The 14,545-nt window shown below is 63.0% G+C and carries 15 protein-coding genes; all 15 read left to right on the top strand.

The features are described from left to right. The 15 genes from AERO9A_RS07145 to AERO9A_RS07075 all read left to right on the top strand — a co-directional run bounded on the left by AERO9A_RS07145 (window position 1) and on the right by AERO9A_RS07075 (window position 14,494). Window positions 1-1,383, top strand: coding sequence for a HAMP domain-containing sensor histidine kinase (locus tag AERO9A_RS07145; RefSeq protein ID WP_159971216.1), 1,383 nt, complete (start codon window positions 1-3; stop codon window positions 1,381-1,383). Between the two features lie 110 nt (window positions 1,384-1,493). Beyond that, window positions 1,494-1,694, top strand: a complete 201-nt coding sequence (locus tag AERO9A_RS07140; RefSeq protein ID WP_159971215.1) for a Flp family type IVb pilin — start codon at window positions 1,494-1,496, stop codon at window positions 1,692-1,694. Between the two features lie 24 nt (window positions 1,695-1,718). Then, on the top strand, window positions 1,719-2,279 hold the full coding sequence (locus AERO9A_RS07135; protein ID WP_159971214.1) for a prepilin peptidase: 561 nt from the start codon (window positions 1,719-1,721) through the stop codon (window positions 2,277-2,279). A 14-nt stretch (window positions 2,280-2,293) separates the two neighbouring features. After that, window positions 2,294-3,211, top strand: coding sequence for a Flp pilus assembly protein CpaB (cpaB, locus tag AERO9A_RS07130; RefSeq protein WP_159971213.1), 918 nt, complete (start codon window positions 2,294-2,296; stop codon window positions 3,209-3,211). Window positions 3,212-3,255: 44 nt separating this feature from the next. After that, entirely contained in the window at window positions 3,256-4,776 is a 1,521-nt protein-coding gene (locus tag AERO9A_RS07125; RefSeq protein WP_159971212.1) for a type II and III secretion system protein family protein, read from the top strand. Between the two features lie 10 nt (window positions 4,777-4,786). Beyond that, window positions 4,787-5,437 (top strand): CpaD family pilus assembly lipoprotein, encoded by a 651-nt coding sequence (locus AERO9A_RS07120; protein ID WP_159971211.1) that lies wholly within the window; start codon window positions 4,787-4,789, stop codon window positions 5,435-5,437. A 77-nt stretch (window positions 5,438-5,514) separates the two neighbouring features. After that, window positions 5,515-6,735: a histidine kinase gene (locus AERO9A_RS07115; protein ID WP_159971210.1), complete on the top strand. Its 1,221-nt coding sequence runs from the start codon at window positions 5,515-5,517 to the stop codon at window positions 6,733-6,735. 13 nt (window positions 6,736-6,748) lie between these two features. Beyond that, window positions 6,749-8,113, top strand: a complete 1,365-nt coding sequence (locus tag AERO9A_RS07110) for a CpaF family protein (protein ID WP_159971209.1) — start codon at window positions 6,749-6,751, stop codon at window positions 8,111-8,113. Next, window positions 8,113-9,102, top strand: a complete 990-nt coding sequence (locus AERO9A_RS07105) for a type II secretion system F family protein (RefSeq protein WP_218580133.1) — start codon at window positions 8,113-8,115, stop codon at window positions 9,100-9,102. The genes AERO9A_RS07110 and AERO9A_RS07105 overlap by 1 nt, the downstream gene beginning before the upstream one ends. Beyond that, window positions 9,099-10,061 (top strand): type II secretion system F family protein, encoded by a 963-nt coding sequence (locus AERO9A_RS07100; RefSeq protein ID WP_159971208.1) that lies wholly within the window; start codon window positions 9,099-9,101, stop codon window positions 10,059-10,061. Before AERO9A_RS07105 ends, AERO9A_RS07100 begins: the two co-directional genes overlap by 4 nt. A gap of 14 nt (window positions 10,062-10,075) precedes the next feature. Further along, window positions 10,076-10,924, top strand: coding sequence for a tetratricopeptide repeat protein (locus tag AERO9A_RS07095; protein WP_159971207.1), 849 nt, complete (start codon window positions 10,076-10,078; stop codon window positions 10,922-10,924). A gap of 3 nt (window positions 10,925-10,927) precedes the next feature. Then, on the top strand, window positions 10,928-11,449 hold the full coding sequence (locus tag AERO9A_RS07090) for a TadE/TadG family type IV pilus assembly protein (protein ID WP_159971206.1): 522 nt from the start codon (window positions 10,928-10,930) through the stop codon (window positions 11,447-11,449). Further along, on the top strand, window positions 11,442-12,035 hold the full coding sequence (locus AERO9A_RS07085; protein ID WP_159971205.1) for a TadE/TadG family type IV pilus assembly protein: 594 nt from the start codon (window positions 11,442-11,444) through the stop codon (window positions 12,033-12,035). The genes AERO9A_RS07090 and AERO9A_RS07085 overlap by 8 nt, the downstream gene beginning before the upstream one ends. A 153-nt stretch (window positions 12,036-12,188) precedes the next feature. Beyond that, window positions 12,189-12,593: a YbaN family protein gene (locus AERO9A_RS07080; protein ID WP_159971204.1), complete on the top strand. Its 405-nt coding sequence runs from the start codon at window positions 12,189-12,191 to the stop codon at window positions 12,591-12,593. Window positions 12,594-12,865: 272 nt separating this feature from the next. Beyond that, on the top strand, window positions 12,866-14,494 hold the full coding sequence (locus AERO9A_RS07075) for a TadE/TadG family type IV pilus assembly protein (protein ID WP_159971203.1): 1,629 nt from the start codon (window positions 12,866-12,868) through the stop codon (window positions 14,492-14,494). Window positions 14,495-14,545 lie beyond the last annotated feature (51 nt).

The raw sequence follows: 14,545 nt of genomic DNA, 5'->3' as shown, positions 1-14,545 counted from the left end.
GTGTTCAGCCTCAGGCAGCTCTTTAGCACCAGCAATTTCCAGCAAGCGTGCACCATTGCCTTCATCAGCCTGCTTATCGCCTTGGCATCGATCATTTTCAGCAACCATCTGCTGGAAATGATCATGCGCAGCCACGTGCGCGACATGATTCTCAACGATGTGCGCTCACAGCAAATGCACGGGCGCCTGTTGCGAACCGAGGACGTGGTGAAAGCCTTGCAGTACCGCGAGCCGTTCGAGAACCGCAAGGAGCGCCACGCAATCGTCGTCGATCACCAGGGCCAGGCCCTATACGGCAATGCACAGTTACTGCCCGGCCTGGCCTGCCAGGACGTCTGCACCAGCAATTGGCGCCATGCCACCCTCAACAGTAGCGACGGCAGCGAACTGGACATTCTCGGTCTGCTCGTACCGCTGGCCGATGGCGGTCGCTATTTCAGTGCCTATGATCTGCGCCCAATGCTGGAACGCACGCGCATCATCCCATTGATGGCTGGGGCCGGCCTGCTGCTGGTGCTGCTGCTGATTTTGCTGATCAGTTTGCCGTTCAGCCGCCGCAACCTCGCGCGCATCAACCACATACGTGACGCCCTCTCCCGCTACGCCAGCGGCGATCACAGCGCTCGCGCGCCCAGCGCCCGTGACGGCGATGAGTTCGATCAGCTAGGTGGCGAGATCAACCAGAGCCTGCAGCGGATCGACCGGTTGATGGAGGAAGTGAGGACGGTCACCAGTCATATCGCCCACGAATTGCGCACCCCGCTGACACGTCTGCAAAGTCGCTTGCTCAGTGTCAGCGAGCGCCTTGAAGGCGAGTCGCGCGAGGAGTTGCTACGCGCAGTGCAAGACAGCGAGCGCATTCAAAGCCTGTTCCGCGCGGTGATGCGGGTCGGTGAGGTGGAAACCGGGCGCTGCGCCCACCAATTTGCAAGCATCAGCGCAAGTGAGCTGCTGGAAGATGTGCGCGAGTATTACCAGCCTCTGGCCGAGGAGCGTGATTGCCCGCTGCAAATCGACTGCCCAGCAGAACTAAGCCTCTATGGTGATCGCGCACTGCTGTTCCAGGCGCTGGCCAATTTGCTCGACAACGCGCTGAAGTATGCGCCGATTGGCACTCCTATCGTGCTAACAGCCAGCGATCTTGTCGGGCGCCAGGCATTGAGCGTGGCTGACCGCGGCCCAGGTATCCCGCATGAACTCAATGCCAAGGCCGTGGAGCGTTTCAGTCGCCTCGATACCAGCGGCAACGTGCCCGGTAACGGCTTGGGGTTGACCCTCACCCGCGCCATTTGCGACCTGCACGGCGGTCGCCTGCTACTGGCCGACAACCAGCCAGGGTTAATCGCGACTCTGGAACTCAAACCAGTACCAACAGGGCTTTGAGGGTTTTTCCTTAAGCATTCTTAATGAAAGCGCACTTGCCTCGCATTTGAGAACAACTCTTAATAGCGCCTCCTAGAAACACGCATTCGCCCTTAGCTGACGGAGCTGTCATGTCCAATCGCATCAAGCAATTCCTCGCCGACGAAAGCGGCGTCACCGCCATCGAATACGGCATTCTGGCCGCAGCCATGGCCGCTGCCATCGGCATCATTTTCGGCTCCGACGGCGTGTTCGTCACCGCCCTCAAGGAGCGCTTCTCCTCGATCGCCGACCAGATCACCAACACCAACAACCCAGGCGCTACCAAGTAAGCGGGCCGAGTGCTGGAGAGCGGCATGGACAATCTGTTCATCATCATCGTCCTGCTGCCGGCGCTGCTGTTCGTGGTCGGCTCCGACCTGCTCTACCGGCGCATCCATAACCTGCTGATCCTGCTGCTGTTGGCGCTTTGGCTGGTTCTGCCGATTAGCGCCGTACTTGGCTTCGGGCCCTGGGGCGTGATGAGCAGCGCCGAGCTGTTCGATCAGGTTGCCTACGGCCTACTGGGCGCTGTGCTGGTGCTGGTCATTGGCTTCGGCCTGTTCTGCCTTGGGCGGGTCGGTGCTGGCGACATCAAACTGGTGGCGGTAGTGAGCTTATGGATGAGTCAAACGGATCAGATGGCCTTTCTCATCGTCACCGCCCTGGCGGGTGGTCTGCTCGCGCTGGGGCTGCCTTTGCTCAACCTGATCGAACAGGCGCTGGCCTTACGCTGGCAACGCCTGGCGCTCGCCTACCCGCGGCTGAAGATTGCGCCTCCCGTGGCGCTCAGTGAACAGCCTCCACAAGGCATTCCCTACGGCGTGGCCATCGCCATTGGTGCGCTCTACACACTGTTCGTCCCCATTCATTCCTAGACACGGTTCACGCCATGAAAACCCCTTCCGTCCTTCTTGTGGCCGGCACGCTGCTGGTTGCCGGCAGTGCAGCCTTATTGGCTCGCGTGCTGCTGACTCCACCGCCACCACCACCGCCAGTGGTCGAGAAACCCGTTATCGAAAAGCCCAAGCCAACTTATCCGGCGGTGCTGGTTGCCAGCCGTGATCTGCGTCCGGGGGAATTCATCGATGCCGGTGCCGTGGAGTGGAAAGCAAGCGATAGCCAAGTCGATGAGCGCCTGTATTACACACGAGGCAGTGAAGCCGCGAGCCAGTTGACCGGGGCCAGCGTGCGCCATGCGATAACCGCTGGAACGCCGCTGACCAATGGCATCGTGGTACGTCCTAATGAGCCCGGCTTCATCGCCACCGTAATCACGCCCGGCATGCGCGCCATTACCGTGCCAACCAACCAGACGGCCAGTCAGCACAGCATGCTCACTTCCGGTGATCGGGTGGATGTGATGCTCAACCTTGAGCGTGATGAACAAGGTAGCGCCGAGGCTGGCAATGCGCCTCGCCTGGCCGCGCAGACACTGCTGCAAAACGTGCGCGTACTGTCGCTCGACAACCAAACCCGCAGCCCTCTGCAACAGCGTCCCAGCGAGCCTGCCAACGGCAAGAAAAACGCGGATGCCTACCCCAGCCGTTCGGCCCAGACCGTGACACTGGAAGTACCGCCCGTCTACGCCGAGCGACTGGCCCTGGCCAGCCAAGTCGGCACCTTGAATCTGATTTTGCGCAGCAGCCAGGAAGTCGGTGATGGCCAAGTCAAGGTCGGTAGCGGTCGTGTCACCACCCTGGCGCAGACCACCAGCGTGTACCGCGTCGCCGCCCCCTCGGGCCAGCGCGCGCCCGTCAAGACCTTTCACGGCGACGCCAGTAACACGGTGCAGTTCGGTACCCCTTGAAGCGCCTAACGCTCAGCCCCTTCTGCCAACAGAGAATTTGATAGATGAAGTTCGCGCTCAAACACTTGGCCTTGCCGCTGGCCTGCCTGCTCACTAGCCCAGGGCTGGCTCATGCTGAGACCTCGGATACCGCCGATAGCAAGACTGAGGAACCCAACGCTTACAACCCTGACCTCGACCTGGCGTTTGCCCGCGAATACTACGAGCAAAACGGCCAAGTAACCGAGCCGGCGGCACCAACGGTGCGTCAACTGCGCCGGGGGCTGAGGACCGTCGAGGAAACCGAAACCGTCAAACTTCTGCTCAACCAGGGCCGTCTGCTGCAACTGCCGCGCGAAGCCACCAACGTCATGGTGGCCAACCCGGAAGTCGCCAGCTTCCAGGTTGCTTCACCGGGCAGCGTTTTCGTATTCGCCAAGATTCCCGGCAGCACCACCCTCTACGCGCTGGACGCCAATGACGAAGTCGTTGCCGCCGTGCGCCTGGAGGCCAAACCTGATAGCGCCGCCCTCACCCGCCTGAGCGAGCAGATTGCCAATGAAATCCCCGGTGCCAAGGTGGAGTTCATACCGTCCGGCAGCAGCCTGATCGTGCGCGGCAGCGTGCGTACGCCGCAGCAAGCCAAGCAGGTTATGGATAGTGTCGAAGCCAACCTCGGCGCCAGTTCCAGCCAGGGCGGCGGTGGCGGCGCTCGTCCGCAACCGCAAGGCGGCGGCCAAGGTGCACCGCGAGTGATCAACCAGCTCAAGGTGGAACTGTCTGCCCAGGTCAATATCAGCGTGCGAATCGTCGAGGTGTCGCGCAGCCTGACCTCTTCGCTGGGTATGAACTGGGATGTCGCCCTCAAGGATGGCAACTACTTCATGCGCAACGGTGCCTCGCTGTTCGACGCAGGCACAGGCGCCTTCAGCGGTGGCACGGTAACCAATGCCGTGGCTGGCGGTTTCCACCGCAATGGTTCAGTCACCGTGGGCGGCCTGCTGACCGCGCTGTCCGATGATGGCTTGGCGACCATCCTGGCCGAGCCGAATTTGACCGCCATGTCCGGTGAAACCGCCGGTTTCGCTGCCGGTGGCGAGGTGCCCATCGTCACCTTCGTCAACAACAGCGTGAACATCGACTTCAAGCAGTACGGCGTGATCATGCGGATGACCCCGACCCTGCTGTCGCCCAACCGCATCAGCCTGCACGTGGCCCCGGAAGTCAGCGACCTGTCCGACGAAGGCGCCGTGACCCTGGACGGCTTCACCATCCCGGCGTTCAAGGTGCGCCGCGCCGATACCACGGTGGAGCTGGCCAGCGGGCAGAGCTTCGCCTTGGCCGGCATGCTGCGCAGCAGCATCAACCAGCAGGTCATCGGCGTGCCGGGCCTCAAGAGCCTGCCGCTGCTTGGCCGCCTGTTCGAGACCGAGACCAGCGAGCAGAGCGACAGTGAACTGGTGATCATCGCCACCGCCTACGTGGTCGAGCCAACGGCCGCTGGCACGCTGCAATCGCCAGGGCGCGGTATCCGCGCACTGGACACCATGATTCCGCCCCAGGCCACCGCCGGCTACCTGTACTGAGGACCCCGCCATGCCCGTCCGTCCCCTGCTCTCCCTACTGGCACTCGCCCTGCTGCTGAGCGGATGCGACCGCCACGTGAATCAGCTACGTGAGCAGCGCTTCGCGCCGTTCAGCGAGATTGAACCCGTCAAAGTTGCGCCCTCAGCGCTGGTCGCCTCGCTCAAGGCCAATGGCAGCGGCAGCTTCACCGCCGAGTCGCTGGCCAACCTCAACACGCTGTTGCGCGCTCAAGGTCGGCTGCGCCAACAAACCCTCACCCTGCAGCCGTACACGCCGTCTGGCGAGCGCCTGGCACAGCGCCTGGCTGATGTGCTGCGCGCCCAGGGTGCGGTTAGCGAGCAGGTGATCGTCATGCCGTCGCGGCTTGAAGCTCCGCAAGCCGGCGAATGGGATCTGCAGGTGGTCTCCGAGGCATTGGTGGTCAAGGTGCCGGACTGCAGCATCGCCAACCCCGACGCCTGGACGGTCAAGCCCTATCAGGCCATTGGTACGTTGGGTTGCGCCAACCGCGCCAATATCGCTGCCATGGTGTCCGACCCGCGCGACCTGGTGCGTCCGCAAGCGCTCGATGGTGGCGATGGCATCGGCGCGGTGAACGCCGTGGGCCGCTACCACGACGACGACGTCCGCGAACTGCTCGACATCGACTTCCAGGACTGAACAGCCATATCCGCGTCAGCCGTTGCACACCCTGACCGAACACGCGGATATAGCCCCGAAGCAAAGAGACTCGTGACATGAACGACACTACGCAAACGCTCAACAACGACTCGTCCAACCTGATGCTATTCGCCGCCACCAGCGAGGAAGCCGGGCGCTTCGGCGAGCAACTGCAGCGTCTCGGCCAGGATGCCAGCCTGGCGTGCGCCGGCGGCATCGCTGCCGCCATTGCCTGGAGCCGCAACAACCCGCCGCCACAGGTGCTGCTCGTCGACATCGATGGCGATGCCATGCCGCTGCAGTCGCTGGCCGAGTTGGGCGCGGTCTGCGATCCGGCCTGTCACATCGTCGCCATCGGCAGCAAGCAGGACGTTGACCTGTACCGCAACCTACTGCACAGCGGCGTGTTCGATTACCTGGCCAAACCCGTGACGCTGGATCTGCTGGCGGCGACCCTGGGCCGTGCCCGCGCGGGCCAAGCCACCAGCCATGGCGCGCGCAGTGGCCGCACCATCGCCGTCAGCGGCGCCTCTGGTGGCTGCGGTGTGAGCACTGTGGTGGCCGGCCTGGCGCAGATTCTCTCGCTGGATCGGCATATGGCCAGCGCCGTGGTCGATTTCGACCGCCATAACGGTGACCAGAGCCTGCTGCTGGGCTACGAAGGCGATGCGGGCCTGGCTGGCGCGCTGAGCAGCGGCGAGATCGACAGCCGCTTGCTGCAACGCGCCATGGGTCAGATCAACGAGCGCCTGCACCTGCTGGCTCAAGCGCCGACACTGCGTCCTGAGCAGAACTTCAGCGCCGAGCACCTGCTGTTTCTTGGCGCCAACCTCTGCCATATGTTCAATCAGGTGATCTGGGATCTGCCGGCCGGTCGCCCGCACGGCACCCTCGACGTGCTGGCCCACGCACAGACGCGGATTCTACTCACCGACCTGACCGTGCAGGATGCGCGCAATCTGCACCGTTTGCTTCGCGAGATCGGTGATGAAAGCGACGGTCAGCACCTGTTGGTGGTGGCCAACGCTGCCCGTGGCAACCAAGCAGGTGTGGTCGAGCGCAGCCAGTTCGAAGACTTCATCGAACGCCGTATCGATCTGCAATTGCCGCACGCAGGATCGGCCCTGGCGGGCAGCCTGCTCACTGGCTCGCTGAACCTCAATGGCGCGCCGGCGCTGCAACTGGCCCTGCAGGATCTGGCTGACCTGGCCACCGGACACACCCCCAAACGCACCACGGTCGCTACCAGCAACCTGCTCTCGCGCCTCAAGCGCGTGCTCAACCGCCAAGCGGCCTGAGAGGACTTCGCGCATGCTTATCCGTCATCCGCAAAAGAATCGCGAACTGCGCCAACAGGCGCAAAGCGAGCCGCAGCCCGCGCAGCAGGAGGTGCGTGCCACCAGCGTGCAGCGTGGCGCCTCAGCCAAGCCGGTAGACAACGCCAGCACACAGAACCGCAAGCTGATCCGTGGCTATCTGTACGACCAGATCGACCCACTCAAGGCCGCCGCCATGGGGCGCGACAAGCTGCGCGTGCAGATCGAATCGCTGATCCGGCGCATCTGCGATGACAACCGCCTGCAACTGTCACGGCAGGAAGAGGAAGCCATTGCCGAGGAAATGCTCAACGAGATGATCGGCATTGGCCCGATTCAGCCGTTGCTGCACGACGACTCGGTCAACGACATCCTGGTCAATGGTGCCGGGCAAGTGTTCGTCGAGCGCTACGGCAAGCTGGAGCTGTCGCCGATCACCTTCGTTGACGAAGAACACGTACTCAACACCGCGCAGCGTATTGCCGCCGCCGTGGGCCGCCGTATCGACGAAAGCCACCCGATGGTCGACGCGCGCCTGGCCGACGGCAGCCGGGTCAACGTCATCACTTACCCGCTGGCCATCGACGGCACCAGCATCTCGATCCGTAAGTTCATGCGCCGCAACATGTCGCTGGAAATTCTCGCCGAACGCGGCGCGCTGTCGGGCGAGATGGTCGAGGTGCTGCGCCGCGCCATGATCGCGCGTCTCAACATCATCGTTTCTGGCGGTACGGGTGCGGGTAAAACCACCCTGCTCAACGCCCTGTCGCAGAACATCAGCAACGACGACCGGGTCATCACCATCGAAGACGCGGCCGAACTGCAACTGCAACAGATTCACGTGGTGCGCCTGGAAACCCGCCCGGTCAGCGCCGAGGGCACCGGCAAGGTCGACCAGCGCGACCTGGTGCGCAACGCCCTGCGTATGCGCCCCGATCGCATCATCCTCGGCGAGGTACGCGGTGGCGAGTGCTTCGACATGCTTCAGGCGATGAACACTGGCCACGACGGTTCACTCTGTACGGTGCACGCCAACACCCCACGCGACGCCATCATGCGTCTGGAAAACATGGTGATGATGGCCAGCATGCAATTGCCGTTGGAGGCGATCCGCCGACAAATCGCCAGCGCCGTGAACCTTATCGTGCAGGTCGAACGTCAGCGCGATGGTGGCCGCCGTATCGTCTCGATCACCGAGGTCTGTGGCATGGAGAATGACGTCATCCAGACCCAGGAGCTGTTCGCCTTCAAGACCCACAGCGTCGATGCTCAGGGGCGCCTGGTCGGCCAGTACGTGTCCAGTGGTCAGCGCCCGCACTTCTACAACGAGCATGCCCACTTGTTCGAAGGGCAGATCTGATGGACGCCGTACTCGATCTGCTGACCCTGCTGGTATTCGCGGGCGTGGTGCTCGCGGTGCTGGCAGTACGCAGCCTGCGCCGCCGCAACGTGCCAAACAAAGCCGTGCTGCAGCGCTTGGCAAAACTCAAGGGTGAGCTCGTCGGCGAGGCGATCAAACACAGCCCGCAGATGTCGGTCGACGGCATCCTGCGCGAGATGCAGCAAGCGCCCTTTGCCGATTTACCCGTGCTAGGCCCGCATATCGCTCGCATCTGGCTGGGCATCAGCGTACTCGGCTGGCGCCAGAGCCTGACCATGCGCGTGGCTCTGACCGCGCTGGCCAGCCTGATCGGCGGCGTGCTGCTGGGGCGTGAAACGCCGCTGCCGGTGTTGGCCAGCTTGCTGATGACGCTGGTGTTCTTCGCTGTGCTGGCGAGCGTGGGCTACAACAAGGGCTTGGCCAAACACCTGGCCGAGCTCAAGCAGAGCCTGCCCGAAGCCATCGACGCCATCACCCGCACCGCCCGCGCAGGGGTGCCGGTAAGCAACGCCTTTGCCCTGGTGGCGCCGAACCTGGCCGGGCCGCTGTCGGTGGAGTTTGCCCTGATCGACAACTGGTTGCGCCTGGGCGTGCCGCTGCGCCAGGCCATGCAGGATTCGGCCAAGCGTATCCCGCTCAACGAGTACCGTTTCTTCGCGGTCATTCTGATCATTAACCAGGAAGCCGGTGGCCGCCTGGGCGAAACGCTGGATCGCCTGTCGGCTACCCTGCGCGACCGTCACGAACTGCACCTGAAGATCCAGGCCAAGACCTCCGAGGCACGCGCCTCGGCGAAGATCGTCGCCTCGCTGGTGCCCTTTGCCCTCGGCTACATGTACCTCAACTCGCCGCGCGATTTTCACTTCCTGCTCGGTGACCCAACCGGCAACATGGTGCTGTTTTACGCCTTCGGCAGCGTCGCCCTGGGCCTGACCCTCACCCACCTGATGGTAAGGAGGGTGACATGAGCGCCCTGCTCGACAACCCATTGGCGGCCAGCGCACTGGCCATCCTGCTGGCCGGCAGCGGTCTGCTGCTGATCGGCCTGCACCAGCGCAGCAAGCTCGCCCCGCTGCGTCAGCGCCTGCGCCCGGATACCCCGCAAGCCAGCACGCCGCTTCGCCAGGACGACATCCTGCGCGGCCAGGGCCTGCAACTACCGCCGCGTCTGCAAGCCCTGCTGCTACCGACAGCGCGCGTCGGTGAAGGCCTAGCGGGCACCGATAACGACCGGCAGAAACTGCGCCGTCTGCTGAGCATGGCCGGTTTTCGCAGCCAGCAAGCGCTTGGCCTTTTGATGGTCGGCAAGTATGCGCTCGGTCTGTTGCTGGCCTTGGTGGTGCTGTTCGGCGTGCTCGAACCCGGCTCGCGCCTGGGCATGAATGGCTTGGCCGGTGGGCTGATGGCGCTGTTCGCCGGTACGACCGCGCCTGAGCTGTGGTTGAAAGCACGCAGCGCCAAACGCGGCGAGCGCCTGTCACGCAGCCTGCCGGACGGTCTTGACCTGATGGTAATTTGCGCCGAGGCGGGCCTGCCGCTGGGCCGCGTGCTGCAAGTGGTGTCCAAGGAACTGGCCCTGTCGGCACCAGAACTGGCCGACGAGCTGCGCTACACCTATGCCGAGCTGCAGATTCTCAGCGACCGCCCGCGCGCCCTGCTCAACCTGGCCGAGCGTACCGGCGTCAGCGGCATCGAAAGCATGGTCGCCACCCTGATCCAGGCCGAACGCTACGGCACACCCCTGTCGCAGGCGCTGCGTACCATTTCCGAGGAAAGCCGCAAGACGCTGATCCTCAACCTCGAAGAGCGCGCCGGTAAGCTGCCTGCCCAACTGAGCGTGCCCCTGATGACCCTGATCCTGCCGCCTATCGTGGCGATGATGGGCGCACCGGCGATGGTGCGCGTCATCCGCCTGCTCAGCCAATGATGCGAGACCTCTTCATGCCTGCCTACCGCACCGCCCTACTGCCCCTGCTGCTGACCCTGACGTTAAGCGGCTGCGCCAGCCTTGCGCCGCTGACCCAACCGAAACTGGATCAGGAAGCCGCTGAAGCCTTGCGCCTAGCTCACACCCTACGCGACAACCAGCGCTTTCAAGCGGCCTACGAGGTCTATGCGCGCATGGACGAGCGCGGCCAGCTAAAGAACAGCTACATGCTGGAATACGCCAGTGTCGCCGCAGCCGTGCGCCCAGCTCAGGAAGTGTTGCCACTGTACCAGCGTGCCCGTGACGCACTCGGCGGTAACATCCAGGCCCTGCCGGATGCACAGCGCGTGGCGCTGTGCGCAGGCCTGGGCCGCGCGCGCCTGGCCCTCGGTCAGGCTGGCCTCGCTGAGCGTGATTTCCAGTGCGCCATCGATGCCGAGCCAGACAATCTGCAGGCGCTCAACGGCCTGGGCGTGGCCTACAACCTGCAAAGTCGCGATGCCGATGCTCGCCAGCAGTTCGAGAAAGCCCTGGCAATCAACCCCGGCTACGCCCCAGCGCTGAACAACCTGGCGCTGGCCTGGTTGGCCAGCGGCGACAACGCCAAGGCCATCGGCCTGCTCAACCAGGCGCGCGGCCAGGGTGACATTTCCCTGCAACTGAACCTGGCGCTGGCCTATGTCTTCGCCGGTCACGACGACACCGCTCAAGCCGTGCTACTGGAAAGCCTGGAAGCCGAATACGCCGAGCGTATCATCGGGCAATTTCGCACTGCCCGCGCACGGGTCAATGCCGGTGCGCCACTGGCCAGCGAACTGCTAGCGGCGAGCCAGCAGCCGCTAGCCCTGAGCGAGCAAAACTGAGCCATGGCCCCGTTCACCTGGCGCCGCTTGCTGCGCGAGCAAGCCGGCGTAACAGCGGTGGAAACCGCATTGATTCTGCCGGTGTTGCTGTTCGGCGTGATGATGCTGTTCGAGCTGGCGCGCATCAGCCTGATGATCGGCGTCGGCAACCTCGCGCTGGAGCGCGCCCTGCAGGACTTTCGCCAGGAGCGTGACTTCTACGAACAAACGCCAGAGGTGCTGCAGGCGGCCATCGAGCAGCGGCTGATCGACTCGTCCTACGGTTTTCTCACCGAAAACAACTTCGAGGTCGACGTGCTGGCTTTCGACAACCTGCGCCGTCTGGGCGGTGCCGAAGCCGATGAAGAAAACGATAGCGACGACCGCTCGCCGCCGGTACTTAGCGTCACCGTGGATCTGACCCAGACCTTCATGACGCCCTTGCCGGCCTTGTTTGGCCTTGGCGATGCCTTCCAGTACCAGTACCGCCAGTTGCTCGGCAACCTCACCAGCGAGAGCGATGACGAGGAGCAAGACGATGCTTGATCTGCAACGCAAACAACGCGGCAACGCCCTGGTCGAGAGCGCGCTGACCCTGCCGCTGCTGATCGGTGGCGCACTGCTGATTGCCGATCTCTACAACATCAACCTAGCGCGCGCCTATATGGAACAGTCCGCCTACACGGTGGCCAGCACCCTGGCGGCGCAGAGCCGCCTGGACAAGGATGGTTTGCAGGCGCTTACCGAGCAAAGTGCGGCGCCGGGCGTACTGGGCGACTACCAAATGGTCATCAGCCGCGTGATGCTCGACCGCAGCATGCCCTGGAAACCGCTGTACCGAGGCAACACCGAAGGGCTCTGCCCGCAGCTCTTCAGCGGTGACCGTTACACCGGTGAGTTGCCTGAGCCACTGCCGGAAAACAACGCCGATGATGAAGAACAGGCGCCATCGAGCACCTCGATCATGGTCGTGCAGCTTTGCCGTAACAGCGATAATCTGGCGCTCAGTGGCGCCCTGTTGGCGAGCAAGGATATTCAGACCATATCCTTCGTCCGCATGAGCTACCGCGACATCGAACTGGACGAAGCCTTAACGCTGGAAGCTGGGCTGCAGGACGAGGACGACAGCTAAAGTCACGAAAGAATGAAGGCCTCTTAACTTGTCCTGAACCCAGCTAGGCTTTCTACTGACTCACGTTCACGTCACCCGCCGATAAGTCATTAGGCTTGCTCGTTCGAGTGGTTTCGTCACGGATCAATCCGTTTTCATCGGTTGCAACGACTCATGCTCACACCCGCCACCAGCCGCGCCAAACGACTTTGCTACCTGGCACTGGCTTACTTGAGCCTAGGCTGCGCCATTCTTGGCGCCATCCTGCCGGGGCTGCCCACCACCGAATTCGTGCTGCTGGCGGCTTGGGCTTCAAGCAAGAGTTCACCGCGCCTCAATCGCTGGCTGCACGAGCACCGGCTGTTTGGCCCGATGCTCAACAACTGGGCCCAGGGCGGTGTGATCGCTCGCCGCCACAAGCTCTACGCCAGCCTCAGCATGCTGGCCTGCTTAGCCCTGCTGCTGTGGCACGAACCACCGCTGTGGCTCTTGCTCACGGCAGGCGGCGGCATGTTCTGCGGCGCCTGCTGGATCTGGTCGAGGCCTGAGTCCTTGCCGACGGAGCGCTCGGTAGCCTGAGCCCTGCTCCCGTTGGAAGCGCTTTAGCCGCGACAGCCATGAGCAATGATTCGCCGCTCAAGCGCCTCCTACAAACCATTCGCGAACGGCCTTGATTGGCGTATCTACGCGCCGCGCACCGATCACACGCCGCCTGTTGATTGATTACCAGGCTTCTCCCTTAAGCATTCTTAATGAAACGAGCATTGCTTGCGCTTGGGAATAATTCTTATCTTTGCCGCTCCTAGCCCACTGCTATCGGTCGGGCGTCAAAGAAAAAGGCAAGATACCCGATGCGCGCATGGCTACACCTCCCCCTCCGGCACGCCGTAACCCGGCCTGGAGCCAGGCAGCAACGTGGCAGTGTCGCACCCTTCATGGCACTGGCGATGGGCGGCGCTCTGCTGGCTACGGCTTACGCCATCGATACCAGCCGCATGACCAACAGCGCCGCGCAGCTCAAGCGGGCTACAGATGCAGCCGCTCTGGCCATCGGCCAGGAGCGTGTAACCAGCGGCGAAAAAAGTGAGCAAGCGCTCAAGAAACTGGCCTATGGCTATATCGCCAACAACCTGGGCCTCGACAGCACGCTAGCCGAACAGATCAATCCAGACAGCCTGCTACTCAGCCAGCAAGAGGATGACCAGGGCCGCACCCGTTATCGGGTCGAAGTCACCTTCCAGGCCAGCCCGGAATTTCTCGGCGGCGAGCCGCGCGACATCAGCGTCCACTCCACCGTCGAGGTGCAGCCCAGCGCGCTGGAAGTGGCGCTGACGCTGCCCAACAGCGGCTCGGAGAACGCCGCCAACCTGGCTGTACTGCGCCGCCTGGGCAAGCGCTTCGCCGAAAACCTCGTGCAAGATCGTGACGATGCCTGGCTGGCCCTGGTGCCTTATAGCCAGTCGGTCAACGTATCACCCGATTACACCAACCCCGAATCCCGCGCACCTCAAGGCCCTAGTGCAGCGCATGCACAACGCTTGAGTAGCTGGGCCATGGCAGCGGCATTACGCCCTGTCGAGCTGACGACGTTATTCCGCAGTGGCTACAGAGGCCTGGATGATCGCCGCATACCGGATCGCCGCGCCAATCTGCTGTGCATGTACCGTGGCTTGAACCGGGGCGAGAACTACTTCTGGGATCGGGCTCCTGGCGGCCAGTTCCGCATTTACTACCGTCACGACCTGCGCGAGAACGGCAGCCCCGGTGCCGACCCGATTAGCTGGATTGGCCCGGTGCCCCTCGATGGGCAAGCCACAGGCGTCAACGACACGCGCTGGATGGTCGCCGACCGTGGCTGCCCATCGGCCCCCCTGCTGCCCCTGACCAATGACTTGGACAAGATCGAGGAGCGCCTTGATCAAATGTCCACGCGTTTCAACACCAACTACGCCATCGCCATGGGCTGGAGCGCCATGGCGCTTGCCCCGGCATTCCGTGGCAACAGTGGCTGGAACCTGCCGGATGACCTGCCCAAGGACTTCAAGGACGATGGCGGCGACAGCTACAAAGCCATCGTCATGTTGGTCAACACGACAGATCAGCGCTGGTTCGACACCGATTTGTACAACAGCCCGGTTGGGCAAAACATCAGAGAGATTGGCGGCGAGCAAACCATTACGCGACGTTTCGCCGACCTCTGCGAGAGTTTCCGAGAACGCGACCTGCGCTTTTTCATGATTGCCGTCGGCGAGGACGAAATTGCCAATGACGACTTAGGCGCTGAAGGCACAGTCAACGGTGCCTCGATTTTCAGGAACATTGCAGGGCCTGGCTTGGCCCGCTGCGCCGAGAAGGCAGGCGACATCACCTACCTGCAAGGTTTCGACTTCGTTGCCGCCGAGGGCCGCCTCGAAGAGCGCCTAGATCAGATCCTCGAAGATATCCGGCAGCAGGGTTCCTACGTTCGCCTGGTCGAATAACCCGCCCTGCCACGACCGCTATTTATTTCTACTCTTATGTCCCGGAAGACT

Source organism: Pseudomonas sp. 8Z, assembly GCF_902506535.1.
Lineage (GTDB): Bacteria > Pseudomonadota > Gammaproteobacteria > Pseudomonadales > Pseudomonadaceae > Aquipseudomonas.
The sequence above is the reverse complement of the archived record's forward strand: the minus strand, read 5'-3'. Positions and strand labels throughout refer to the sequence as shown.